Here is a 25,203-nt window from a genome sequence, read left to right on the forward strand (position 1 = left end):
CTTTGCTCAATTGTTCTAAACCTTGGCATCCAATAACTCGTTGGCTCGCGCCCGTGCCCAGACTTCAGCTTCCAATACGGTTTCGAGCGTCAGCTGCGAACCGGGTGTGTGTTCGCTGAGAACCTGCGCAATCGTGTCCACAATATCCAGAAAGCTTATCCGCCCGGCGTGAAAAGCATGGACTGCTTCTTCGTTGGCAGCGTTATATACGGCAGGGCAGGTACTCCCCCGACGCGCAGCGTCCTTGGCAAGTTCGACGGCGGGAAACGCCACGTTATCCAGTGGCTCAAATGTCCAGGTGGCAGCCTTTGTCCAGTCACAGGGCGGAACTGCCCCGGGTACTCGATCCGGCCATCCCAATCCCATGGCGATGGGCAGCCGCATATCCGGCGGGGAAGCCTGGGCCAGCGTGGAACCGTCCGTGAACTGCACCATTGAATGGACCACCGATTGCGGATGGACTACAGCTTGAATTCGATCTAGCGGCACATCGAAAAGCAGATGGGCTTCAATGACTTCCAGCCCCTTGTTGACCAATGTCGCTGAATTTGTGGTGACCATGGGGCCCATATCCCATGTGGGGTGGTTGAGTGCCTGTTCCGGTGTGACATGCGCCAACTCTTCCCGGCTGCGGCCGCGGAAAGGTCCGCCGGACGCTGTCACTATCAGCTTGTCTACTTCATCCGCAGAGCCTGAACGCAGGGCTTGGGCCAGGGCTGAATGTTCTGAGTCCACAGGGACCAATTGACCCGGCGAAGCGGCGTCTTTAACCAAAGCTCCGCCAACAATCAATGACTCTTTGTTGGCCAGCGCCAAAATGGCGGTTGTCCCCAACGCCGCCAACGTGGGCGCCAACCCAATGGATCCGGTGATGCCATTAAGCACCACATCAGCGGCAGAGGCTGTCCCCGCTCCCCACGCGGCAATACGTGTCGAAGCATCCGCTCCGGCCAAGATCTCTGGTGCAAAGCCTTTCAGGCCAGCCGCAGCGGCATGTGAGTCAATCAGCGAACGCAAGCGACCGGCGTCGTCCGACGCCGTACCCACCGCCAAAACCCGCAGTTCAACAGCCTGCCGGGCCAGCAAATCAAGGTTGTTTCCGCCAGCGCTTAGCGCTGTGACGGTAAAGCGCGGGCTCCCATCGGCCAGCTTGGCATGTTCCACAACATCCATCGCCTGTGTGCCGACAGAACCAGTTGAGCCGAGGATGATTATTTTACGATTCGCCATAACACCAGTATTCCGCACTAGTGGCCAGGCCAGGTACTCACCATGGCTCAAGCCGCGGAAAAAGCTCTCCGTTTCAACGCAACATCCCGTGGGGACTCCGGCATGCTCAATCCCGTTCCTGAACAGAACCTTAGGTGAGCGAGCGTCAGGGAAAACACAACGTGGAGTGAGCGAGCGTCAGGGGTTAGGTGGCGGAGCGGCGCAGGGTTTGCTTGGCGTGGAGCAAAATTGGGCCATCCACCATCTGCCCCTTGTAGGCGAATACGCCGGTCCCTGCGGCATCGGCCGCCGCCAATAATTCGCCAGCCGCGCTCACCTCCGCAGCAGTGGGACGGTAAGCGTCGCGGATCACGGCAACCTGGGAGGGATGAATGCTGGCCTTGGCACCGAAGCCGCTGGCCACAGCGTCTTCCGCCTCTTCAGCCAGCCCAGCAAGGTCCGCGAAATCGGCGTAGATGGAATCAATAGCAACTTTGCCCGCAGCCCCAGCGGCCAGCAGTACCTGCGAGCGCGCGTGGGTTGCCACGGCACGGTATCCACCCGCCTGTGGGCCGCGGACAAAGCGGCTGGAGGTACCGCCAAGGGAGGCCACCAGATCTTCAGCACCCCACATGAGCGCAACAACGTTGGGAAGTTCGGCCAGTTTGGCAGCCGCCAGGACCCCTGCCGCACTTTCACACAGCGCCACCACACTAAAATCGCTCAGCGCTGCGATGGCATCGACGTGAGAAGCTTTGGCCACCATGATGGTGGTGAATTTACTCGCACGCACGGCGGCTAGATCCAATGCGGACTCAGCCGTGTCCAGGGCGTTGATCCGGATCATTGTTTTTGCCGGATCCAGGGTGGAATTGAGCATATTTTCGCGGGCCTGGGCTTTGGCCGCTGGCGCCACGGCATCCTCTAGATCCACAATCACAGCATCCGAGCGCTCGGCGGCCTTGGCGAACCGCTCAGGCCTGTCAGCAGGTGCGAACAAGAGTGCCGGTCCCATGGTGAATTCGCTGTAGCGAGAAATAGCGTGCTCCTTATAGTTGGCGTTCTAGTTGGTTGGCTTAAGCCAGAAAAGTGCAGTCCTGCTGGCTTTTCCAACCACGACGCCGGACTGGTTGCGTCCGGTGTGTTCCATAGTCACAATCCCCTGACCGGGTCGGGAGGCGGAAAGCCGCTTGTCCGTGACTACCGTTTCGGTGTACAGGGTATCGCCATGGAACAGCGGATGCGGGAAGGAAATATCGCTCATTCCCAGTTGCGCCACAATGGTCCCCTGCGTCAGCTGGGCCACGGATTGGCCCACCATGGTGGCCAGAGTGAACATGGAGTTCATGAGGCGCTGGCCAAACGGCTGCCCCTCACTGAATGCGGCATCAAGATGCAGCGCCTGAGTGTTCATGGTCATGGTGGTGAACAAAACGTTGTCCGTCTCGGTCAGTGTTCGCCCAGGACGGTGCTGATACAGCACACCAACCTGGAGTTCTTCAAAGAACAACCCTCTTTGCCTCACCACGGCAGGCGTGGTCAGGGGATCAACGTCAGTGGGCTCTGGCGTGGCCCGCAGCTCACTCATACGTTGTCCAGATCATGCATCTCCACGTTCAGCGGCGCTCCGGTTGCACCAACTATCTGCTCCACGCTGACTCCGGGGGCCAATTCCTTCAGCACCAGTCCGTCGGGGGTGACCTCAATAACGGCTAGGTCAGTGATGATCAGATCAACACAGCCTTTTCCAGTCAGTGGCAAAGTACACGCGGGGACAATCTTTGGTGCCCCGTACTTGTCCACATGTTCCATCATGACAATGAGTTTCTTGGCACCGAATACCAGGTCCATGGCCCCACCCATACCCTTGACCATTTTGCCAGGAATCATCCAGTTCGCCAGATCACCGTTAGCGGCAACCTGCATGGCCCCCAAGACGGCAACATCAATGTGCCCGCCACGCACCATGCCAAACGAGGTAGCCGAATCAAAGAACGCGGCCCCTTTATTGGCGGTGACGGTTTCCTTACCGGCATTGATCAGATCTGAATCCACATCAGCTTCCAGCGGGTAGGGTCCAATGCCAAGGAGCCCGTTTTCTGAATGCAACACCACCTCCACACCCTCAGGGATGTAGTTGGGGATCAACGTGGGCATACCAATACCGAGGTTGACGTATTGGCCGTTGTGCAACTCGCGTGCCACCCGTGCGGCCAGCTCATTGCGGGTCAGCGGCACGGCTTTGCTTACTGCCGTGTTACCTACCGCCGGGGCTGGTTCGGAGGTCTGAGCAACCGCATCTGCCGGAACAGATACCGTGCGCTTTTCAATACGCTTCTCACTCCCCGGGGTACCAGCTGGAACATGAACCACCCGCTGAACAAAAATCCCGGGAACATGGACGTGCTCGGGATCCAGCTCTCCGGGTTCCACAAGCTCTTCCACCTCTGCAATAGTGATGCGTCCGGCCATGGCGCACAGTGGATTGAAGTTCATGGCGGTGGCGTGGAAGATCAGGTTCCCGTGCTTATCCCCCTTCCAGGCATGGACCAGGGCGAAGTCGGGAGTCAGAGACTCCTCCAACACAAACTCTGCCTCACCAAAGGTACGCACGTCCTTGGGTGGGGAGGCTACGCCAACCCCGCCAGCGCCGTCGTACATCCGAGGCAGGCCACCCTCACTGACCTGTGTGCCCACCCCTGCGGCGGTGTAGAAAGCCGGTATACCAGCACCACCTGCACGCAGCTTCTCGGCCAGCGTGCCCTGCGGTGTGAGCTCAACTTCAAGCTCACCGGCAAGGAACTGACGGGCAAATTCCTTGTTCTCCCCCACGTAGGAGGAAATGGTGCGCCGGATCCGTCCATCTCGAAGCAGGATGCCAAGGCCCCAATCATCAACTCCGCAGTTGTTAGAGATAGTTTCCAGCTGGGAAACCTCAGCGTCATGGACAGCTTGAATCAATGCCACGGGTATCCCGCACAGGCCGAAGCCGCCTACGGCCAGGGATGCACCGTCAGTAATGTCATGGATTGCCGCAGCCGGGGAGGCAACTACTTTGTTGATCATGGCGGTACCTTTCAGTCGGTTTAGAGGCCCAGTCGGTTTAGAGGCCCAGTCGGTTTAGAGGCCCAGTCGGTTTAGAGGCCCAGATCGCGGGCGATGAGCATCAGCTGGACCTCGGTGGTGCCCTCGCCGATCTCCAAAATCTTTGAATCCCGGTAATGCCTAGCTACGGAGAACTCATTGATGAAGCCGTAGCCGCCAAAGACCTGCGTGGCGTCCCGTGCGTTGTCCATGGCCGCCTCGCTTGCGACCATCTTAGCGATGGCCGCTTCAGTCTTGAAAGGCTTGCCTGCCAGCATGCGCGCGGCGGCATCGTAATAGGCCAGTCGGGCTAGGTGCGCACGGGTCTGCATGCGCGCGATTTTGAAGGAAATGCCCTGATAGTGGCCAATATTGTGACCAAATGCGCTGCGTTCCTTCGCGTAGCGGACCGACTCATCCACGCAACCTTGCGCCGCACCTGTGGCAAGGGCCGCAATGGCAATCCGGCCCTCATCCAGGATGGACAGGAAGTTGGCATAGCCACGGCCACGTTCGCCCAACAGGTTTTCTTCGGGAACATGAACATTGGCGAAACTCAGCGGGTGGGTGTCCGAGGCGTTCCAGCCAACTTTGTTGTAGGCCTTCTCAACCGTGAATCCGGGCGTTCCGTTGGGCACAATGATGGTGGAGATTTCCTTTTTCACCGACCCATCCTTGCGTTCGGAGGTCCCGGTTACGGCAGTGGCGGTGACAAACTTGGTGATGTCCGTGCCTGAGTTCGTGATGAACTGCTTGCTGCCATCGATCACCCATTCCCCGTTCTCAAGGCGCGCCTTGGTGGCGGTCCCACCGGCGTCGGATCCGGCGTCGGGCTCGGTCAGACCAAAGCCTGCCAACGCTGCTCCGGAGGTCAGGGAGGGCAGCCACTGCTCCTTTTGGGCTTGTGTGCCGAAGCGGTGCACAGGCATGGCCCCCAGGGACACTCCCGCCTCCAAGGTGATGGCCACCGACTGATCCACCCGGCCCAGCTGTTCCAGCGCTAGGGAGAGGGCAAAGTAGTCCCCGTCCATGCCGCCAAACTCCTCCGGGAAAGGCAGCCCAAACAGGCCAAGTTCGCCCATCTGAGAGACGATCTCGTAGGGAAAACTGTGCTCCTGGTCGTGCTTTGCCGCGACCGGTGCCACCACGTTGTCGGCAAAGTCCCGCACCATGTCGCTGAGGGCCTGGTACTCGTCATTGAGCTCAAAATTTGGCATATTATTCCCCTTCAGGGTTTGGAGTTGCTGGTGGGTTTTCAATTGTTTGATCGGGGACCACATGGGCCAGGACTTGCTCTGCTTTAACCAGCGCCCCAACAGCGACGCTGATGTGCACTGTGCCGGCGATCGCAGCTACCAGCTGGTGTTCCATCTTCATGGCCTCCACCGCGAGTAGTACCGTCCCTGGCACAACCTGATCTCCCGTGGCCGCATTGAGCATGGTGACGGTGCCCGGCATGGGGCTGCGTACCTGCGGATCGGCGCTGGCATGTTCACGCTCAAGGCCCGCAAGCATTCGCGCGGTTGCCTCCTCACGGTCCAGACGTTGCAGCTGCGCACTCCAGCCGGCATTGCCCAGAAAAACTCTCTTGCCAGCCACCGCGATCTGGTATTCGCGTTCCTGATCCGACCACCGCATAGTCACGGCGTGTCCTGTTCGCCCCTGGGCGTTAGCCTGCATAATCAGTTGTGCGGGTTCGGAATCGGATATTTCCGGCCCCATGACCTGCACGACGCCGGGACCTTTCCCGCCGTCGCCATCTTTGCTTCCGCTGACTCTGCTTCCGCCGTCTCTGCTTCCGCTGACTCTCACCACTGCCGTGCGTTCGCCAGCGGCCCACGACATCCGCCATGGCGCGGAATCACCTAACCGCCAGCCATCTGTTCCGTGCCAGGAAGTTTCTCCCATGGCTTTGCCCCGCCCCAGCGCACCTGACTGCTCAACTGCCCGCACAACCAAGGCTGCCGCTGCGTAATCTCCGGCGTCAACAGTTCTAAAGGACAGCTCCGGGAGTTTGCGTTCAATCAAGGTGGTGTCGAGGCGCCCGGCTTGAACATCGGGATCATTGATGAGCAGGCGCAGATATTCAATATTGGTGGGTACTCCCAGCACCATGTAATCGCGCAGGGCCTCATCCAGCCGTCCCAGAGCTTGCACTCTGTCCCTTCCCCACGCGATGACCTTTGCAAGCATGGGATCGTAGTTTGCGGAAATTTCCAGGTCCTGCATGAGTGAGCTGTCAACGCGCAGTCCAGAGCGATGGGCCACGGATTCATCCAACGCCACCACTGTCCCGGCCGCTGGCAGGAATCCTTGCGCCGGATTTTCGGCATAGACGCGGGCCTCAACTGCATGGCCTTCCAAGCTGACATCCTGCTGAGTGAAGCTGAGCTTCTCCCCTGCGGCTATCCGAACCTGCCAACGCACCAGATCAAGGGCCTCCCCCTTGGCACGGGCCACCATTTCAGTCACGGGGTGTTCAACCTGGAGGCGGGTGTTCATCTCCATGAAGAAGAACTCATCTGGTTTGTCGTTGGATACCAGGAATTCCACGGTTCCTGCACCCGTATAGTTCACACTGGCGGCCGCAGCACACGCCGCTGCCCCAATGCGCTGACGAACCTCTTCGCCGCAGTCCATCCCCTCAAGCAACGGTGACGGGGCTTCTTCAATGACTTTCTGGTGGCGGCGCTGGAGTGAGCACTCCCTTTCGCCTAGATGAATGACATTGCCAAAGTTGTCACCCAAAATTTGTACTTCAATGTGCCTCGGGTTGGCGACCAGCCGTTCAAGAAAAAGCGTGTCATCACCAAATGCGGCAGCAGCCACACGGCGGGCCGTGGCCAGAGTTGCTGGCAGGTCCTCAGCACAGAAAACGCTGTGCATGCCTTTGCCGCCACCTCCGGCGGAGGGCTTGATCAGGAGCGGATATCCGATGTCCACAGCGGCCGCTATCAGATCGGCGTCAGATAATCCCGGCTGGGAAATCCCGGGCACCACAGGCACCCCTGCAGCTACCACGTGATTCTTGGAACGGATCTTATCTCCCATAACATTCAGGGCCTGAATGTTGGGACCAATGAAGGTGATCCCAGCGTCTTGCAGAGCCTGCGCGAAGGCAAGATTTTCGGACAGGAACCCATAGCCCGGGTGGACTGCCTGGGCCCCTGATTCACGGCACGCCGCCACTACCGCCGCTATATTCAGGTAGCTTTCAGCGGCGGCGGCGGGCCCTATACAAACAGCCTGGTCGGCTTCACGCACGTGCCGGGCTCCGGCGTCGGCCACTGAATATACAGCCACCGATCGGATGCCCAGATCCTTTAGAGTGCGGATGACGCGGCAGGCAATCTCCCCACGGTTGGCCACCAGGACCGTATCAAAAAGCGGTGGAACAGGAGGCTTTGGTTCGTGCGGACTGGACTGGGTAAGTGTTGTCATGGTGGCTCACATCCTAAAGAGACCGAAAGCGGTCTCGGGCAGCGCGGTCCGGGCACACACGTCCAGGGCAAGCCCCAAAACTGTGCGGGTGTCCGCGGGGTCAATAATGCCGTCGTCCCAGAGACGCGCGGTGGAATAGTACGGGCTACCCTGGTCTTCATACTGGGCCAGAATGGGAGCCTTGAACTCAGCTTCCTGGGCCGGGGTCCACTGTTCCCCATTCCTTTCGTAGGCATCCCGTTTCACCGTGGCCAAAACCGAGGACGCCTGGTTACCTCCCATGACAGATATGCGGGCGGCCGGCCACATCCATAAGAATCGCGGGCTGTAGGCCCTACCGCACATGGAATAGTTCCCGGCGCCAAAAGAGCCACCCACAATAACAGTCAGTTTTGGTACACGCGCGGTGGCGACGGCGGTGACCATCTTGGCTCCGTGCTTGGCAATACCACCGTGCTCATAGTCTTTGCCGACCATGAACCCGTTAAGGTTCTGCAGGAAAATCAAGGGGATGCCGCGCTGGTCGCACAGCTCAATAAAGTGGGCGCCCTTCATGGCCGATTCGCTAAAGAGCACTCCGTTGTTGGCTACGATGCCCACCGGGTGTCCATGCAGGGTGGCAAAACCCGTGACAAGAGTGGTGCCGTAGTTCTTTTTGAATTCGTGGAACTTGCTGCCGTCCACCAGCCGGGCTATCACCTCACGAATATCGTAAGGGGTGTTCAAGTCGGTGGGTACGGCCCCGTAGAGTTCCGCGGGATCCACCAGGGGTTCGCGGCTTTCCTCTACAGCCCATGCCGGGGCCGGGTTCGGTGGCAGGGTGGCAACAATATCCCGGATAATAGCAAGAGCATGTTCATCATTTTCCGCCAGATGGTCCACCACACCGGAGATACTGGCATGGACGTCTCCACCTCCGAGTTCCTCTGCCGTCACAATTTCACCGATGGCGGCTTTTACCAAGGGCGGGCCGCCCAAGAAGATGGTGCCCTGGTTGCGGACAATGACAGTTTCATCACTCATGGCCGGCATATAGGCGCCGCCAGCGGTGCAGGAGCCCATCACAGCGGCGATCTGCGGAATCTTCTTCGCAGACATCTGGGCCTGATTGAAAAAGATCCGGCCAAAGTGCTCTTTATCGGGGAACACTTCATCTTGTTTGGGCAGGAAGGCACCACCGGAATCCACAAGGTAAATGCACGGCAGTTGGTTCTCAAGGGCAATTTCTTGGGCGCGAAGGTGCTTCTTCACGCTCATGGGATAGTAGGTGCCGCCCTTGACCGTGGCGTCGTTGCACACAATCATCACGTGGCGACCCCGCACCATCCCGATGCCGGCGATCACACCGGCTCCGGGGGACGCGCCGTCGTACATTTCATGGGCTGCCAACGGAGCAACTTCAAGGAACGGGCTGCCTGCATCCAGAAGATGGTCAACTCTGTCCCGAGGCAGCAGCTTACCGCGTGAAATGTGACGCTCGCGGGATTTTTCCGACCCACCCAGCGATGTTCTCCGCAGGTTCTGCCGCAGTTCCTCCACCAAAGTGCGCTGCTGTGCACCGTTGCGCTCGAACGCTTCCCCGGCGGGTTCCACCTGGCTCTGCAAAGTCTCCATCGACCCCTCATTTGCTCAATCAAAGCTACACTAAGTTAATAACCACTAACTGAGTTTCAGGTTAGTCTGTGATTTCTTGGTTGTCCAGCACAGTTCCTACGTCAGGGGTAGATATGAATCAACAACCCGTAACGCCCCGCACCCAGGCAAAAGCCAATCGCCGTTCCGCCCTGCTGACCTCCGCAGCGACGCTGTTCGCCCAGCGCGGCTTCAATGGCGTCTCCATTGAAGATCTGGGGGCCGCTGTCGGGGTAAGTGGCCCTGCCGTGTATAGACATTTCAACGGCAAACAAGCACTTTTGGGGGCTCTGCTGGTGGATGTCAGTGAGGAGCTGCTGGCCGGGGGGCGCTCCGTGCTTGAATCAACGCCCAACCCCGATGCCTCCCTGCACGCCCTGATCGCCTTCCACGTCGATTTTGCCCTCACAAAGCCTGACGTCATCCGGGTCCAGGACAGGGACTTTGAGAGCTTGGGCAAGGCTGAGCGAGCTTCCGTCCGATCATTACAGCGCGCCTATGTGGAGCTGTGGGTTGAGGTACTGGGCCGGCTTTTCCCGCAGCGCGGAGCCGCTACTTGCCGGCTGCAGGCACACGCCGTTTTTGGCCTGATCAACTCAACTCCTCACAGCGTCCACATCCACGGAGCCCAGAACCCCCCGGCTAGACCGGTGCTTGAGGCGATGGCGTGGGCCTCACTGACCGGCGTCTAGACGTTGTACTGAGCTGACCGCCTCCATTGCCTACTAATATTCACGCAAACACGCCGCTGAGCTGCGCGGCTGACCGCGCAGCTCAGCTTGGGCGTTGTTAGGCAATCACCAAGGCCATGGCCGGGTCAGCCAGCACGGAGCCCACATCCGAAAGGAAACGTGAACCTTGTGCGCCGTCCACAAGCCTGTGATCGAATGACAAACTCAATGTCATTACCTGGCGCAGTGCCACCTCACCCTGGTATTCCCAGGGCATGGTGCGCACCGCACCCAGCGCCAGGATGCCTGCCTCGCCGGGGTTCAGGATCGGAGTGCCGGCGTCAATACCAAACACACCAATGTTTGTGATGGAAAAGGTGCCGCCAGCTAAGTCAGCAGGAGGTGTTTTGCCTGCCCGCGCCGTATCCGCCAGATTGCCCAGGGCTGTTGCCAGTCCGCGCAGCCCCAGCTCTTGGGCGTCCTTGATATTAGGCACCACCAGACCTCGCGGAGTGGCCGCGGCAATGCCGAGGTTCAGGTAATTGAAGTTCACAATTTCCTGATTTTCTTCATCCCAGTGAGAGTTCAGGGCGGGATGCCGTGCCACGGCCAAACTGACGGCTTTGGCAGCGAGTGTCAGCGGTGTCACCTTGACCCCGGCAAAGTCTTTCCTGGCCCGCAGCTTGGCAAGGAAGTCCATTCCGGCAGTGACATCAATGGTCAAGAACTCGCTCACATGCGGTGCCGTGAAAGCACTTTCCACCATGGCCGATGCCATGAACTTACGCACACCCTTGATGGGTACACGTTCCTCCCGTTCCAGATTCCCAGATTTCCTGGGCACACTCTGACTTATTTCCGGGGTTGAGGCGCCAGCTTCCTGGCTTCCGGCGAAAGTCACCACGTCATCGCGGGTGATAAGTCCTCGCTCGCCCGAACCTGTTACTGCTTCCAAATCAACACCCAGATCCCGCGCCAATTTGCGTACTGGCGGAGTTGACCGCGGCCGATCCGCCTGCATTTGCAACGTCTCAGCAGGTTCGCCAACAACAGGTGCCGGCGGAGCGGGCGCGGCAGGGGGTGCTACCGGGGTTGGAGGTGCAACAGCAGCTGGCGCACTTTCTGCGGCCCTGTTGCGTGCCCGGCGCACAGGAGTTGAAGATGTTTCCGGGTCTGCCCCATATCCGACGAGGGTTGGCACACGTTTTGGCGCGCTCTCCTCAGCAGCAGTGTCAGCAGAGGCCGTGTCGCTGCCCTCGACATTCGGGATGTCAAAGGCGATAATGACTTCGCCCACTTCAACCACCGTGCCTGGCTCGTGCGCAATGGCTGTGACCACGCCGGCATAAGGTGACGGTAGCTCTACTACTGCTTTGGCTGTCTCGACATCTGCTATGACCTGATTAAGCGTCACAGAATCGCCCACGGCGACATGCCACGTGACAATCTCGGACTCCGTGAGCCCCTCACCCAAGTCGGGGAGCTTGAATTCAGCGATCATTCTCAGTATTCCAATCCAGTGTGAGAGTTGGGCCGGCCCAGTGCGCGGTCGACGCCGTCCAGAATCCTGTCAAGATCCGGCAGGTGGTGCTTCTCGAGCTTTGAAGGCGGGTAGGGGATGTCGAAACCAGTGACACGCACGGGTGCGCTCTCAAGGTAATTAAAGCAGCGTTCGGTGATGCTGGCGGCCAGTTCTGCACCGATCCCTAGGGTTCGCGCGGCCTCGTGGGTGATCACAAGACGGCCAGTTCGCTGCACCGATTCCTGAACTGTTGCATAGTCCACCGGTGAGAGTGAACGCAGGTCGATGACTTCGATGGAGATGCCTTCGCCAGCCGCCGCACGGGCAGCGTCAACAGCCGTCTTTACCAACGGGCCATAGCTAACGAGTGTGACATCCGTGCCAGCCTCCACTATGCGTGCCGAACCCATAGCCGGCGCCGCCGTAAGGTCTCCCTCTAAGTCAACCTCGCCCTTGACGTGATACCGACGCTTGGGCTCAAAGTACAGGACAGGGTCATCGCTTGCGATTGCCTGGCGGAGCATGGTGTAAGCATCTTGAGGATTTGAAGGGCTGATCACGCGCAGACCGGAGGTATGCACAAAATAAGCTTCGGGTGATTCGGAGTGGTGCTCAGGAGAGCCGATTCCACCACCGAATGGAACCCGAATCGTCATAGGCATTCGGACCATGCCCTGGGTTCTGGCATGCAGTTTGGCGACCTGGGAGACAATCTGATCAAAGCCCGGGTAGATGAAACCATCAAACTGAATCTCACACACCGGTCGGAACCCACGGTAGGCCAGGCCCACTGCGGTTCCAATGATGGCTGATTCAGCCAAGGGTGTGTCGATGACCCTGTGCGAGCCAAAGTCCTTCATCAACCCGTCAGTTACGCGGAAAACACCACCCAAAGTTCCAATGTCTTCACCCAGCAATACTACTTTGGGGTCATCTTCAAGCGCACGCCGCAGCCCGGCGTTGATAGCCTGTGTCAAGGTCAAATTACTCATGAGACACTCCTTTGTGCGTTGGCATTTACGCCCTGTGTAGCGGAGGCTGTCGCTGGCTCGAAGGATGCTAAATACGCCCTGTACTGCTCGCGTTGGAGCTCGAGTTCAGAGTGCTCATGCACATAAACATTCTCAAACAGGCTCATGGCCTCGGGATCCGGCAGATTAATGCAGGCAAGCCGGAGTGCGGCAGCCTGTTCGTCAGCTTTTGCGCTGATCGCAGCTTCGGCTTCGTCGTCGAGCTTGCCGGCGTTGATCAGGAACGTGCGCATACGCGCCAGCGGGTCCTTGGCACCCCATTCCTCCAGCTCCGTGACGCCCCGGTAACGGGTAGGATCATCGGCGGTGGTGTGCGGGCCCATCCGGTAGGTGACGGCCTCGATGAAGCTGGGACCGCCTCCGGTGCGGGCACGGTGAGCGGCCCATCGAGTAGCTGCCAACACTGCCAGCACGTCGTTGCCGTCTACCTGAAGGCTGGGGATGCCATACCCTGGAGCGCGCCCGGCCAGCGGGACATGTGACTGCAGTCCAACCGGTTCGGAGATTGCCCAGTGGTTGTTCTGGCAGAAGAAAATTACGGGTGCTTGAAAACTGGCCGCAAAAACCATGGCCTCGTGCACATCACCTTGGCTTGTGGCGCCGTCGCCCAAATAAGCGATGGCCAACGATTCCTTGCCTTCAAGGGCTAGCCCCATAGCGTAACCTGTGGCGTGCAAAGTCTGTGCGCCGATGATGATCTGAGGTGTGGCCATGTTGTACTCATGCGGATCCCACCCAGTGTTGCTTGTGCCTCGCCAAACGCCAACAGCCTTTGACATCTCAGCCCCACGGCAATAAACAACGCCGTTCTCGCGGTATGTGGGGAAAATGAAGTCTTCTTTTTCAAGCGCCCGCGCCGATCCCACCTGGGAGGCTTCCTGGCCAACCAAGGGTGGCCACAGGGCGAGCTGGCCCTGGCGCTGCAACGCGGTGGATTCAAAATCGATTCGACGAATGACAACCATGTCTTCGTAGAGATTCCGAAGGCTTTGATCATCTAAGTCGCTGACGAATCCGTCAAGCAGCTCATCGGCAACACGGTCTCCGTCGGCTGTGATGAGTTGGTGCATTTTCATTGCGGCTGGGCCTTTGGGCTCGTGGCGCGAATGGGTCATATTGCTCGCCTCCCTTGCATTGTAATGGGGGTGGTTCTTATCACTGTGACGATACTCACGCCATGCATCCGGCGCAATGACCCAGGATAATGTTGAGCAAAATGCACTACTTCACTGCTCTGAACCGTGCTAGTCTGCGCAGTATGTCAACTTTGGATGGAACAGATGCACGGATTCTCCTAGCCCTGATCAAAGACCCTCGCCAGACAGTGGTAGCCATGGCCGAGTCATTGGGAATATCTCGCAATACAGTCCAAGCCCGGATGGTTGCACTTGAGAAGCGTGATGCGTTCCTGCCATTTGACCACCGGATCAGCCCCGGCCCGCTGGGCTACCCTCTGACAGCCTTTATTTCGGTGCATGTCCAGCAGCGAAAAATCTCTGCCTTGGCAACAGCACTGGCACAGATCCCTGAAGTCGTTGAGGCCCATGGACTCAGTGGTAGGGCAGATCTGTTGGTCAAAGTGGTCTCCACCGGAGCCGAGGACTTGTTCCGCATTAACGGCAAGATCCTCTCCTGCGACGGCGTGGAGCGTACAGAAACATCGCTGGCCATGAACGAGCTGGTTCCCTTCCGCATGTCACCTCTACTAAAACGGATGCTGAAACGCTAATTCACGAACCTTCGCGTCAGCGCAGCTGCGGTGCGGAGGTGTCATTATCTCCAATCTCACGGAGGTGAAGGCGGGGCGGAGAGGTGGGGCGGGGCACGCGAAAGGCTCCGTCCGCCGTCGTAATAAACGGTGAACGGAGCCATCGCGAGAGAGCAGTAGCGCGGGTTTTAGTGGTCCACTGCCTTCTCGGCACCGATACCTGTCAGCGAGCGCACTTCCATCTCAGCCTGAATCCTGGGATCCTCGGTGTTCTTATCCAAAACTGTGCCCAACCAGCCCAGGAAGAATGCCAGGGGGATGGAGACAATGCCCGGGTTCGCCAGCGGGAACCAGGAGAAGTCAGCGCCTGGAATCATGGCCTTCTCGCTACCGGAAACAACCGGTGAGAACGCGATGAGGATGATGGCCGCAGCCAAGCCGCCGTACATGCTCCACAGCGCACCCTGAGTAGTGAACTTCTTCCAGAACAATGAGTAGATAATTGTGGGCAGGTTCGCAGAAGCTGCGATGGCGAAAGCAAGTGCCACCAAAAACGCGATGTTCTGACCGTTGGCCAGGATACCGCCACCGATGGCGACCACACCGATCACCACTACAGTGCGACGGGCTACCTTGACTTCCATCTCCGGCTTGGGCTCGCCCTTGACGATGACGTTGGAGTAGATATCGTGCGCAAAGGATGCCGCCGCCGTGATGGTTAGACCGGCTACAACCGCCAGGATGGTGGCGAAGGCAACGGCGGAGATGAAGCCAAGCAGGATCGGTCCACCCACTACGAAGGCAAGCAGCGGAGCAGCGGCATTGACGCCGCCGGGAGCAGCCAGGATGGCTTCCTTGCCAATCAAGGCACCCGCGCCGTAGCCAAGGACCAGGGTGAAGATGTAGAAACCACCAATCAACCAGATGGCCCAAACAACAGATTTGCGGGCTTCCTTAGCTGTGGGCACGGTGTAGAAGCGCATCAGAACGTGTGGCAGGGCCGCCGTTCCAAGGACAAGTGCCAATGCCAGAGAAACAAAGTCAAGCGGGGCCTTGCCATACGCGGCGCCCGGGTTCAGCAGTGCCTCACCGGCACCGCCTTCAGCGATGGAGGTTTGTACTGCTGCCTCCATGAGTGTTGAGAGGTTGAAGCCGTGCATGGCCAGCACAATGATGGTCATGATCGCCGCACCAATAATGAGCAGGAACGCTTTGATGATCTGCACCCAGGTGGTGCCCTTCATGCCACCGATCAGTACGTAGACAATCATCAGCACACCCACAACGGCGATGACGATGTTCTGGCCCACCTTGTTGGAGTTGTCCAAGCCCAAGAGCAGCGAAACCAATCCACCAGCACCTGCCATTTGGGCCAGCAGGTAGAAGAAGCAGACAACCAGCGTGGTGGTTGCTGCGGCAATGCGCACGGGGCGCTGCTTGAGCCGGAAAGAGAGCACGTCAGCCATGGTGAACTTGCCGGTGTTGCGCAGCAGCTCTGCAACGAGCAGGAGCGCCACCAACCAGGCCACCAGGAATCCGATGGAGTAGAGAAAACCGTCGTAGCCGTTCACGGCAATGGCGCCTGTAATACCCAGGAACGAAGCCGCTGACAGGTAGTCTCCGGCAATAGCCGTGCCATTCTGGCCACCGGAGAAGGAGCGCCCAGCCGCGTAGTAATCGGCTGCAGTTTTGTTATTTCGGCTGGCCCGGAACACCACAATCATGGTGATCGCAACGAATCCCACGAAGATCAGGATGTTAATCCATGAATTCTCCTTGGTTTGCTCGGCGAGCGATTTTGCCAGTGGGGCCATAGTGGGAAAAATCAGAGATAAACTCACGGGCTAAACCTCTTCCTTGGTAGTCGCTGCTGCCTCGATCTGAGCCTCAAGACGGGTGCGAATCACTGCCGCCTGAGGATCGAGCTTCCGGTTTGCATAGGTGACATACCAGGTGGTGATGCCGAAAGTGGTGACGAATTGGAGACTGCCCAGGACTAGTCCAACGTTGATGTTCTCCCACACCTTGATGGACATGAAGTCGTGCGCGTACGCGGCTAGTAGAACGTAGGCGAAGTACCAAACCAAAAAGCCAATGGCTACGGGGAAAACAAAGTTCCGGTGTGTCTTACGGAGCTTCTGGAATTCCTGTGAGCTTTGTTCGCCAACAAAGTCCACCGGACCTTCGGTGCTTGCGTGGGCTGAATTACCCATCATTCCTCCTCAAGTAGTGTGATCCCTTTCACTATGGAGTGCGGTAGCTCACAATATCGAGGGGTTGGGGTGGTGCCGCGGTGAACGGCATTGACACTGCGCCGAACGGCAACTTCTTCACCATGGTGCCCAGTGAATCTCCCGCTAGTCTTTAGATCATGTCCTTTCCCGCACTGAGCGATTCCACACTTTTGCTCATCACAGCAATCGCAGCCGTCATTGCCGCCATCGCGATTGTTGCCGCCGTGGGTTTCCGGCTTTCGCGCTCCTACCGTGAGCTGGGTACCGATGCCGAGCGCGCAACGTTTGCCACTCTGCATTCGGCGGCAGCAGCTGGAGAGCAGTTGCGCAATGGTTTGGAGCCGGCAGGGGCGCTGAAGGCCAGCAAACAGTTGCGTGCATTGCTGAACTGCGCAGCGTTCGCCATGACCGATGATTCGCGTCTCCTAGCCTGGGATGGGGCAGGCGCCGCCGCTAAGCAGCCCGATTCCGCCGTCGTCATGGATTTGGCGGCCAAGGCCCTGAGTAACGGACGCACCCAGGTGGCCACCCTGGACGCGCCGCTGCGGGAGGCGCTGGGGTTGCCACTGCAGGGCGGTGAGTTGAAAGCTGCCGTCATTTGTCCGTTAAAAGTTGATTCGCGAGCTGTTGGCGTGGTGATCATTTTATCCAAGACTCCTTCTGCAGGACTGGTCCGGGCTACCAATGAGGTTGCTGCGTGGGTTTCGGCTCAGCTGGAATTGGCCGAGCTCAGTTCCTCCCGGACTCTCTTGGCAGAGGCTGAGGTGCGTGCACTGCGCGCACAAATCAGTCCGCATTTTATTTACAACTCACTCAACGCCATCGCCTCCTTCATCAACACGGATCCGCAACGGGCAAGGGATTTGGTGGTGGAGTTCGCCGACTTCACCAGATACTCCTTCCGCAGGCACGGCGACTTCACCACACTGGCCGAAGAACTGCGCTGCATTGATAGGTACCTGCTACTTGAAAACGCCCGTTTTGGTGAACGCCTGCAGGTCAGCCTGCAGATTGCCCCCGAAGTCCTCAGCACAGTGATACCGTTCCTGAGCCTGCAGCCGCTGGTGGAGAACGCCGTCCGGCATGGTCTGGAGGCGAAAGTGGGCAAGGGGCTGGTGCAGATTTGTGCCAGGGACCTTGGCGCGTACACGGAAGTGACAATCGAGGACGACGGCGTGGGGATGGACCCCGAGCAGCTGCGGCTAGTTTTGGCTGGTCAGCACGACGGCACGCATGTGGGCCTGCGCAATGTTGACGCGCGCCTTCGTCAGGTTTACGGCGACGAGCACGGGCTCACCATTGACACCGGCATGGGGCACGGCATGCTGATCACCATGACAGTGCCCAAGAATCAACCCGGACATGACGCCTAGCGCCTCCCCACCTCCCCAAACTCACTTCGTTCGTTTGGGGCCCCTCGGCGGTTAGGCTTAGCCCCATGATTAATGTCCTTGTGGCCGACGACGAGCTTCCCGCCGTTGAAGAGCTCGCCTTCCTCCTGGGCCGGGACCCGCGGATCGGCGCCATCCACCGGGCCATGAACGGCGCGGAGGCTCTCAAGCTGCTTGCTGTCCACACGATTGACGCAGTATTTCTTGACATCCACATGCCCGGGCTATCGGGGCTGGAGCTAGCGGCTGTCATTGGCAGTTCCAGTAATCCGCCAGTGGTGGTCTTTGTGACAGCTGATGACGACAGGGCACTTGAGGCCTTTGAACTCGCCGCCGTCGATTACCTGTTGAAGCCGCTGCGCCCGGAACGACTCACCCGCACCGTTGACAGAGTGGTAGAACTTGTAGCCCACCCGGCAGCAGCGGACGAGGTGGAGATGATCACAGTTGATCAAGGCGGCGTCAGTAGACTCATCCGGCTCGATGACGTGAAGTTCGTCCAGGCTCAAGGCGACTACGCCAGGCTGCACACAGCCGAGGCCAGCTACTTGATTCGCATCCCATTGGCTGATTTGGAACAACGTTGGGCAGAGTTGGACTTCATCCGCATTCATAGGTCTTACCTTGTGTGCCTGCAATTTGTGACAGCATGGAAACTTGGTGCAGCGAAGCCAACAGTTTCGGTAGGCAACGCTGTCCTCCCTGTCAGCCGCAGACACGTCCCCATGTTGCGTCAGCATTTACAAGCAACAAGGGTGCGCCCCAACTCATGAGTAAGGGACACTGCCAATGACCATGGGACCACGCCGTCCGCCAGCCCCGGGACGCGTCAGGGTGGCCTCACCCCGTACTGCGGCCCGTCGCTTCTTGGATGGCACAAGCGTGTCGCAGGAGGTAGCCGAACAAACGGCTGTGGGCGAAGTGATGGTGCGTTCACTGATCCGCTCACAGTTGCGGCTCGCCCTGGTTGTGGCGGCCGGGTTCACTTGCGCCCTACTGCTTTTCTGGGTGTTTGTCCGATGGGTCCCATTTTTTGCCGATTGGGTCATCTTGGGCATTCCGGCCCCGTGGATACTGCTCGGTGTTGGCGTGTACCCCATCATTGGTGCCTGCGCCTGGCTTTATGTGCGGGCAGCAACCAAAAATGAGGACCAATACCGTGACCTGGTGGACGGAGCATGAACCCAGCAATTGGTTACACTGCTCTGATTCTTGTCTCCGTCGCTACCACCGTCATTGGGTTTTATGGGCTGCGCGTCTCCCGAACCACAAGTGACTTCTATGTTGCCTCACGCACTGTGCAGCCATGGTGGAACGCCTCGGCAATCGGCGGTGAATATCTTTCCGCAGCGAGCTTCCTTGGCATCGCCGGACTCATCGTCATCTCTGGACTAGACGCTCTCTGGTTCCCCATCGGCTACACGGGCGGGTACTTGATGCTGCTGTTCTTCGTAGCCGCTCCCCTACGTCGCTCCGGTGCCTACACGATCCCTGACTTTGCCGAAGCCAGGCTCGAATCAACCACTGCCCGTTATGTCACAAGCGTACTCGTGGTTGTTGTGGGCTGGTTTTATATTGTGCCGCAATTACACGGTGCAGCCTTGACCATCCGAACCACCACGGGGCTGCCGTCATGGGTGGGCGCAGGATCAGTTGTTGTGGTTGTGTGCCTGACGGTTGTTACCGGTGGCATGCGCTCAATTACATTCGTTCAAGCGTTCCAATACTGGCTTAAGCTCACGGCTTTGGCCGTGCCCGCCATCTTTATTCTGCTTCTGGTGACAGGGGCCACCGGCTCGGCGCCGGCGCTACCGCCTACCACCGAACTGTTTCCCATCACCGACCCGCTCGCTGGCGACGGCACTTACCGCACCCTCTCGCTTCTGGTTGCACTGCTGTTCGGCACTCTGGGGATGCCCCATGTGTTAGTACGTTTTTATACAAATCCCGATGGTGCTGCGGCCCGCCGAACCACGCTGATAGTCCTGGGTTTGCTGGCCATTTTTTATCTATTCCCCACCATTTACGGAGTTCTGGGCAGGGCGTTTCTACCTGAGCTGGCCGCCCACGGTTATCCGGATGCCACGGTGCTGCTGCTGCCTGGAAAACTATTTGGGGGCCTGGCTGGGGATCTACTCTCAGCCCTTGTCGTGGCGGGAGCCTTTGCGGCATTTTTGGCCACAACCTCAGGACTCGTGGTTTCCTTGGCGGGAGTCATCAGCCAAGACGTACTAGGTGGTGGTGTGCGGGGGTTCCGGATAGCGGCCATAGTTGCCGCCGTCGTACCCTTTGGCGTTGCCATGGTTACCGACTCGTTGGCATTGGCCGGCAGCGTGGGGCTGGTTTTTGCCTTCACCGCTTCGACCATTTGCCCCCTACTTTTGCTGGGAATATGGTGGCGCGGGCTCACGGACGTTGGCGCTGTGGCAGGGATGCTGACAGGGGCAGTGTTATGCGGAACGGCGATCATTGTGGGCTCTCAGCTGGCCCCGGACTCGCCATGGCGAGATGTGCTGACGCAGCCGGCCGCCTGGAGCGTCCCAGCCGCTTTTCTGGTGACCATCCTGGTTTCCAAAGCGACGCCCAAGCGCCGCAGTGCAACACTTTCACGGTTCATGTCCAAACTACATGTCCCGGAACGTCCTCTTGCGCTAGAGGATCCACGTACGCCACCAAGTCAGCCCAAAGCCGGTTAACTTATTTCGACGTCAGCGGATCGATCGCAGCCATCAGCTCAACCACGCGGTCCAAGAACGCGTCTACTTGGCTTTCTTCGTAGCCTGCCCTGCCCTTTTCTGGGGCAAATACGGCCCGGCGGACCACATCCACGCTCAGCTCACCGTTGTCTTCTATATAAACCAGCAGCTCACGGCACAGCACATCGACGTCGTTGACGTTGTAGCTCTGCACGCTTTTCCTTAAGGGGCGTCGGAACCGTTCCCCATCGGGGCGGTGCAGGCGTGCCCGCAAAACAGAGGCAGTTTTACCGATTTTCATCATCCAGGCTTTTTCACCCTCGGCCACGATCAATAATTCTTTTTCACGAAGTACAAACTCATCTTCGATCCTGTCCATCGCGGCATCCACAGCATGGGCGCTGTATCCGCCCTTGGCCGAGTCGAAGGCGGCCGTGCGCACATCATGGCTCGTTATGGCCAAGTCTTCGGTGTCTGTGTTCAGGAAATAGGCCCGGGCACGCTCGAGGAACACGTCAACCTGCTTGACGTTGTAGCCTATTTCCTTGGGACCCACCAATTTAAATTTTGATTTGGTCCGGGGCGTCTCATCCATTGTCACAGTCATTTCTTGAACTTTTCTCTATGAGTGGCAACTTGCCGGGCACCGGTTCCAGCGCGTTAGAACCGGCCTAAAACAGTAAAGATGGCGTACGCCACGGGAGCAGCAAACAGGATTGAATCCAGCCTATCCATGACGCCGCCGTGACCTGGCAATAAGTTACTCATGTCCTTCACGCCCAGCTCACGCTTGACCATGGACTCGGCAAAATCTCCACCAGTACCTGCAAAAACCATACCAATGGCTAGCGCAAAGCCTACCCACCAATGCTGATCGAGCAGGAAAACCGTTGCTGGTATGGCAACCAGTGTTGCCCCGGCCAGCGAACCGGCGAAGCCCTCCCAGGATTTTTTGGGACTGATCTTTGGCGCCATGGGGTGTTTGCCAAAGAACACACCAACCAAGTAACCGAAGGTGTCATTGGCAACCACCAGCAACAACATGATGACCACCTTCACCACACCAGGGTTGATGTCGTTCAGGTCCAAGGTCAGCCCCAGGGTGGCTCCACTCTCCCCGCGCAGCATCAAGAACACGAAGCTGAGCAAAAAGGGGATCCACATGAGGGAGAAAACTCCGGCGAGGATACTTTTCGCTGCCCCGGGTTCAGCGTCCAGGGAACGCCACAGAACCGTAGCCCCGGCGCTGGCTGCCAAGGCAAAGAGTAGCCCTTCGGCACCCGCGAAATAGGCACACGCCGGCATGGCCAACGCCCCGATCATGACAGGAGTGGTGGGTGCCTTGATCCCTTTGTCCGCCAGTGCACGGTTTACTTCCCACACACCAACACAGGAAAAGATTGTCGCAACCGCAACGAAAGCCGCCGGGTAAAAAAGCAGTGATCCAATAACAAGGATCAGCAGTGCCAAACCCACACTGATGGCGGCCGGAAGGTCTCGACCCGCCTTGGGGGTCCTGATTGCTTTCAAGGCTGTGGCCGCCTCAGGCATTGACGCCAGAGTCCCCTGTGAGGTGGGAATGACAGGCAGCCCGGTGATCCGCATTGCTGGCACCGGGAGAGGTGCTGCCTCATCCTGCCCAACTTCAGCTTCATCCGTCTCTGGGCCGCTGAGGGTGTCCGGGCGCACTTCTCCTGGGTTTTCGCCGCCGTCGTTCTTCTCCGGCAAAGGCTGCTTCTGAACCGCGGGTGATTGAGCAGCTTCTTGCCCCACCTCAGGCTGGGGCTCAGCACTTTTGGGGATGATGATGGGAATCATGCCCGTCAGCTCAGCATGACGTCTGGCCTTCCGCGACGCGAACTGGTAGTCCAGTGGTGCCGGAATGAGCCCAGTATTAGGGTTTAACACCTCCGGTACCTTGCCGGTTCCGATCGGCGTATTCTCTGGGTCGGCCATTAGACCTCGAGAAGCTCGACTTCCTTGCGCTTGAGCAGCTCATCGATGTTCTCCGTGTGGGACTTGGTCAACGTATCCAGTTCCTTCTCGGCGCGTGCTCCATCATCCTCACCCGCATCTCCGTCCTTGACCAGCTTGTCCAGCTGCTCCTTGGCCTTGCGGCGGATGTTGCGCACGGAAATCTTGGCATCTTCACCCTTGGTGCGCACGATCTTAACGTATTCTTTGCGACGTTCCGCCGTGAGCTCAGGCATAACGATACGAATGACGTTGCCGTCATTGGAGGGGTTGGCACCCACCTCAGAGGAGCTCAGTGCACGCTCAATATCGTGCATTGAAGTCTTGTCAAAAGGAGTTATGAGCAAGGTACGGGCTTCCGGAACAGCAAAGGCTGCCAGCTGCTGCAGAGGCGTAGGGGAACCGTAGTAGTCCACCATGACCTTGTGAAACATGGCTGGGTTGGCACGGCCTGTACGAACCGCCGAGAACTCCTCTTTGGCAACTTCGATGGCCTTATCCATCTTTTCCTCGGCCTCGAGCAAAGTTTCTTCGATCACGCGTCTCTCCCTCATAAATGACTACACAACTAATCCACCATACAAATCGTGGCAATTCTGGGTCTATCCTATCGTGACACGAGTGGCGGCTGGGGGCCGCCACACGCTCACTTGCCCAACTGATGAACCCTTACGGGGTGACCAGCGTGCCCAACTCTTCTCCGAGGATGGCGCGGGCCACGTTGCCTTCGCCTTCCATCCCAAAGACCAGCATCGTGACATTGTTGTCTTTACACAGGCTAAACGCGGTCTGGTCCATGACACGAATGTCCCGGGCCATCGCTTCGTCATAGCTCAAGTGATCAAGTTTTACGGCTGTGGGATCCTTCTTTGGATCGGCGGTGTAAACACCATCCACACCATTCTTGGCCATCAGGACAACGTCGGCATGTACTTCCAGCGCGCGCTGGGCCGCCACTGTGTCTGTGGAGAAGTAAGGCAGACCGGCGCCCGCACCAAAGATGACAACACGGCTTTTTTCCATGTGTCGGATGGCGCGGCGCGGAATGTAGGCCTCCGCCACTTGGCCCATGGTGATGGCACTCTGCACTCGTGTGTCCACACCGGCCTGCTCCAGGAAGTCCTGCAGGGCCAGACAGTTCATAACCGTGCCAAGCATGCCCATGTAGTCTGCCCGCGAACGGTCCATGCCGGCTTGAGAGAGCTGTGCTCCACGGAAGAAGTTACCTCCGCCCACCACAATGGCAACCTCCACCTGGTCTACGGTGCTGGCGATTTGTTTGGCGATGTCCCGGATGGTGTCCATGTCGACACCCAGCTTGCCTGCGCCGAAAACCTCACCTGAGAGTTTAAGCAAAACCCGACGACGTTTGACTGCTCCGGTTGCAGTGGCACTGGGCGCAGTCTGCGAAATATTAGTGGTCATGGTGCCTTCCGTAGGTGCCCGCTTTTGCTGGTAGCGCTTGCACAGTCTCGCATCAGCGCTCTGCCTGGGCTTGTGCTGTTTCTGACCTGGCGCGAGGCAGTTCAAGAGCTGCCTTAAGAATCTTATCTGACGTTGGATACAAAGAAGGGGTAACCGCACATTGCGATTACCCCTTCTTCATCACATCCAGCTAGAACACGTGCGTGGATTATGCTCCGACGCGGAAACGTGCGAAAGCAACAGGCTTAACACCGGCTTCTTCCAGAACAGCGCCTACGCTCTTCTTTGCATCCTTTGCGAAGGACTGATCAACCAAAACAATCTCCTTGAAGAAGCCCGTCAGACGGCCTTCTACGATCTTTGTCATGGCTGCTTCAGGCTTGCCTTCAGCCTGTGCAGTTTCGGCGGCAATGCGGCGTTCGCTGTCAATGACATCGGCAGCTACTTCATCGCGTACCAGGAACGTCGGGGACATCGCAGCAATGTGCACAGCTACGTCGTGTGCCACTTCCTGGTTGTCGCCGTCAATGGCGAACAAAACGCCAACCTGGGCCGGCAGGTCCTTGGAGGTCTTGTGCAAGTAGGAATCAACCGTTGCACCCTCAACGCGGGCCAGGCGGCGGATGGCTACCTTTTCGCCCAAAAGTGCGCCAGCTTCGATAACGACCTCCGACATCGGCTTGCCGTCGACGTCAACAGCCAACAGGCTTTCAACATCAGCAGCGCCAGAGGAGATGGCCGAGGCCAGTACCTTGTTGGAGAATTCGATGAAGGGAGCAGCCTTGGCCACGAAGTCAGTCTCGCAATTGACTTCAACCATGACGCCAACGCCATTTTCAACGGCTGCGGCAACAAGGCCTTCAGCAGTTGAGCGACCCTCGCGCTTGGTGGCGCCCTTGAGGCCCTTGATGCGGATGAGCTCCATGGCCTTATCGGCGTCGCCGTTTGCTTCGTCCAGAGCCTTCTTGACGTCCATCATGCCAGCGCCTGTGCGCTCGCGCAGAGCCTTAATATCAGCGGCGGTGTAGTTCGCCATATGAACCCCTCAGTGTAGATGTTTGAGTATAGAAATCAGTAGTTAGGCCAGTTCTGGCAGGACCGCTTTGCCTAGGGGCGGTGCGATCCTGCCAGCGTCTGGTTTCTTACTTGGTTGTGTTGGTCAGGGATGACTCCCTCACCAGTCAC

General features: G+C 58.4%; 23 protein-coding genes. 6 read left to right on the forward strand and 17 right to left on the reverse strand.

Translation table 11 applies throughout. The features are described from left to right. Positions 1-15: 15 nt before the first annotated feature. The 7 genes from dxr to QMG40_RS11335 form a co-directional block, all read right to left on the reverse strand. Complete coding sequence (dxr, locus tag QMG40_RS11300; RefSeq protein WP_283531145.1) at positions 16-1,230, reverse strand: 1-deoxy-D-xylulose-5-phosphate reductoisomerase; 1,215 nt, start codon at positions 1,228-1,230, stop codon at positions 16-18. 184 nt (positions 1,231-1,414) lie between these two features. Further along, on the reverse strand, positions 1,415-2,224 hold the full coding sequence (locus tag QMG40_RS11305; RefSeq protein ID WP_283531146.1) for an HpcH/HpaI aldolase/citrate lyase family protein: 810 nt from the start codon (positions 2,222-2,224) through the stop codon (positions 1,415-1,417). A gap of 48 nt (positions 2,225-2,272) precedes the next feature. Then, positions 2,273-2,797 (reverse strand): MaoC family dehydratase, encoded by a 525-nt coding sequence (locus tag QMG40_RS11310; RefSeq protein WP_283531147.1) that lies wholly within the window; start codon positions 2,795-2,797, stop codon positions 2,273-2,275. Next, entirely contained in the window at positions 2,794-4,275 is a 1,482-nt protein-coding gene (locus QMG40_RS17400; RefSeq protein ID WP_459252994.1) for a 3-oxoacid CoA-transferase subunit B, read from the reverse strand. The genes QMG40_RS11310 and QMG40_RS17400 overlap by 4 nt, the downstream gene beginning before the upstream one ends. Positions 4,276-4,346: 71 nt before the next feature. Continuing rightward, on the reverse strand, positions 4,347-5,510 hold the full coding sequence (locus tag QMG40_RS11325) for an acyl-CoA dehydrogenase family protein (protein ID WP_283531148.1): 1,164 nt from the start codon (positions 5,508-5,510) through the stop codon (positions 4,347-4,349). Between the two features lies 1 nt (position 5,511). Next, positions 5,512-7,734 (reverse strand): acetyl/propionyl/methylcrotonyl-CoA carboxylase subunit alpha, encoded by a 2,223-nt coding sequence (locus QMG40_RS11330; RefSeq protein WP_283531149.1) that lies wholly within the window; start codon positions 7,732-7,734, stop codon positions 5,512-5,514. Positions 7,735-7,740: 6 nt separating this feature from the next. Continuing rightward, the gene (locus QMG40_RS11335) at positions 7,741-9,348 is read right to left on the reverse strand and encodes a carboxyl transferase domain-containing protein (protein WP_283531150.1); all 1,608 of its coding nucleotides are present in this window, start codon (positions 9,346-9,348) and stop codon (positions 7,741-7,743) included. A gap of 113 nt (positions 9,349-9,461) precedes the next feature. On the opposite strand from QMG40_RS11335, the gene QMG40_RS11340 reads away from it, so the two are divergent. Further along, on the forward strand, positions 9,462-10,058 hold the full coding sequence (locus QMG40_RS11340; protein ID WP_283531151.1) for an SACE_7040 family transcriptional regulator: 597 nt from the start codon (positions 9,462-9,464) through the stop codon (positions 10,056-10,058). Between the two features lie 97 nt (positions 10,059-10,155). On the opposite strand, the gene QMG40_RS11345 is transcribed toward QMG40_RS11340, so the two are convergent. The 3 genes from QMG40_RS11345 to pdhA are packed head-to-tail and all read right to left on the reverse strand — an operon-like array spanning position 10,156 to position 13,705. Next, positions 10,156-11,538, reverse strand: coding sequence for a dihydrolipoamide acetyltransferase family protein (locus QMG40_RS11345; protein WP_283531152.1), 1,383 nt, complete (start codon positions 11,536-11,538; stop codon positions 10,156-10,158). 2 nt (positions 11,539-11,540) lie between these two features. Next, on the reverse strand, positions 11,541-12,551 hold the full coding sequence (locus tag QMG40_RS11350; RefSeq protein WP_283531153.1) for an alpha-ketoacid dehydrogenase subunit beta: 1,011 nt from the start codon (positions 12,549-12,551) through the stop codon (positions 11,541-11,543). Next, entirely contained in the window at positions 12,548-13,705 is a 1,158-nt protein-coding gene (gene pdhA / locus QMG40_RS11355; RefSeq protein ID WP_283531154.1) for a pyruvate dehydrogenase (acetyl-transferring) E1 component subunit alpha, read from the reverse strand. The genes QMG40_RS11350 and pdhA overlap by 4 nt, the downstream gene beginning before the upstream one ends. A 143-nt stretch (positions 13,706-13,848) precedes the next feature. On the opposite strand from pdhA, the gene QMG40_RS11360 reads away from it, so the two are divergent. Next, positions 13,849-14,319 carry an Lrp/AsnC family transcriptional regulator gene (locus QMG40_RS11360; RefSeq protein ID WP_283531155.1) on the forward strand — a complete coding sequence of 157 codons (471 nt, stop codon included), beginning with the start codon at positions 13,849-13,851 and terminating at the stop codon, positions 14,317-14,319. 167 nt (positions 14,320-14,486) lie between these two features. Here the strand turns inward: QMG40_RS11360 and QMG40_RS11365 are convergent, their stop codons facing one another. Together QMG40_RS11365 and QMG40_RS11370 are read right to left on the reverse strand one after the other, a co-directional pair. After that, positions 14,487-16,112 (reverse strand): solute symporter family protein, encoded by a 1,626-nt coding sequence (locus tag QMG40_RS11365; protein ID WP_283531208.1) that lies wholly within the window; start codon positions 16,110-16,112, stop codon positions 14,487-14,489. 30 nt (positions 16,113-16,142) lie between these two features. Beyond that, on the reverse strand, positions 16,143-16,511 hold the full coding sequence (locus tag QMG40_RS11370; protein WP_283531156.1) for a DUF485 domain-containing protein: 369 nt from the start codon (positions 16,509-16,511) through the stop codon (positions 16,143-16,145). Positions 16,512-16,684: 173 nt separating this feature from the next. On the opposite strand from QMG40_RS11370, the gene QMG40_RS11375 reads away from it, so the two are divergent. The 4 genes from QMG40_RS11375 (at position 16,685) to QMG40_RS11390 (ending at position 20,619) form a co-directional block, all read left to right on the forward strand. Continuing rightward, positions 16,685-17,905 carry a GAF domain-containing sensor histidine kinase gene (locus QMG40_RS11375; RefSeq protein WP_459252997.1) on the forward strand — a complete coding sequence of 407 codons (1,221 nt, stop codon included), beginning with the start codon at positions 16,685-16,687 and terminating at the stop codon, positions 17,903-17,905. Between the two features lie 65 nt (positions 17,906-17,970). Next, the gene (locus QMG40_RS11380; protein ID WP_283531158.1) at positions 17,971-18,696 is read left to right on the forward strand and encodes a LytR/AlgR family response regulator transcription factor; all 726 of its coding nucleotides are present in this window, start codon (positions 17,971-17,973) and stop codon (positions 18,694-18,696) included. A gap of 16 nt (positions 18,697-18,712) precedes the next feature. After that, positions 18,713-19,105 carry a DUF485 domain-containing protein gene (locus tag QMG40_RS11385; RefSeq protein ID WP_283531159.1) on the forward strand — a complete coding sequence of 131 codons (393 nt, stop codon included), beginning with the start codon at positions 18,713-18,715 and terminating at the stop codon, positions 19,103-19,105. Continuing rightward, positions 19,102-20,619 (forward strand): sodium/solute symporter, encoded by a 1,518-nt coding sequence (locus QMG40_RS11390; RefSeq protein WP_283531160.1) that lies wholly within the window; start codon positions 19,102-19,104, stop codon positions 20,617-20,619. The genes QMG40_RS11385 and QMG40_RS11390 overlap by 4 nt, the downstream gene beginning before the upstream one ends. Before the next feature lies 1 nt (position 20,620). Here the strand turns inward: QMG40_RS11390 and QMG40_RS11395 are convergent, their stop codons facing one another. From QMG40_RS11395 to tsf, 5 genes are all read right to left on the reverse strand, one after another. After that, a complete protein-coding gene (locus tag QMG40_RS11395) occupies positions 20,621-21,220 on the reverse strand; it encodes a DivIVA domain-containing protein (RefSeq protein ID WP_459252998.1) in 600 nt (199 codons plus the stop codon). 59 nt (positions 21,221-21,279) lie between these two features. After that, positions 21,280-22,170 carry a phosphatidate cytidylyltransferase gene (locus QMG40_RS11400; protein ID WP_283531210.1) on the reverse strand — a complete coding sequence of 297 codons (891 nt, stop codon included), beginning with the start codon at positions 22,168-22,170 and terminating at the stop codon, positions 21,280-21,282. Positions 22,171-22,574: 404 nt separating this feature from the next. Beyond that, positions 22,575-23,132: a ribosome recycling factor gene (gene frr, locus QMG40_RS11405; protein WP_283531161.1), complete on the reverse strand. Its 558-nt coding sequence runs from the start codon at positions 23,130-23,132 to the stop codon at positions 22,575-22,577. A gap of 130 nt (positions 23,133-23,262) precedes the next feature. After that, positions 23,263-24,018: a UMP kinase gene (gene pyrH / locus QMG40_RS11410; RefSeq protein ID WP_283531162.1), complete on the reverse strand. Its 756-nt coding sequence runs from the start codon at positions 24,016-24,018 to the stop codon at positions 23,263-23,265. A gap of 208 nt (positions 24,019-24,226) precedes the next feature. Then, a complete protein-coding gene (tsf, locus tag QMG40_RS11415; RefSeq protein ID WP_283531163.1) occupies positions 24,227-25,054 on the reverse strand; it encodes a translation elongation factor Ts in 828 nt (275 codons plus the stop codon). Positions 25,055-25,203: the final 149 nt, after the last annotated feature.

Origin of the sequence: Arthrobacter antibioticus, from assembly GCF_030063205.1 — a bacterium.
Lineage (GTDB): Bacteria > Actinomycetota > Actinomycetes > Actinomycetales > Micrococcaceae > Specibacter.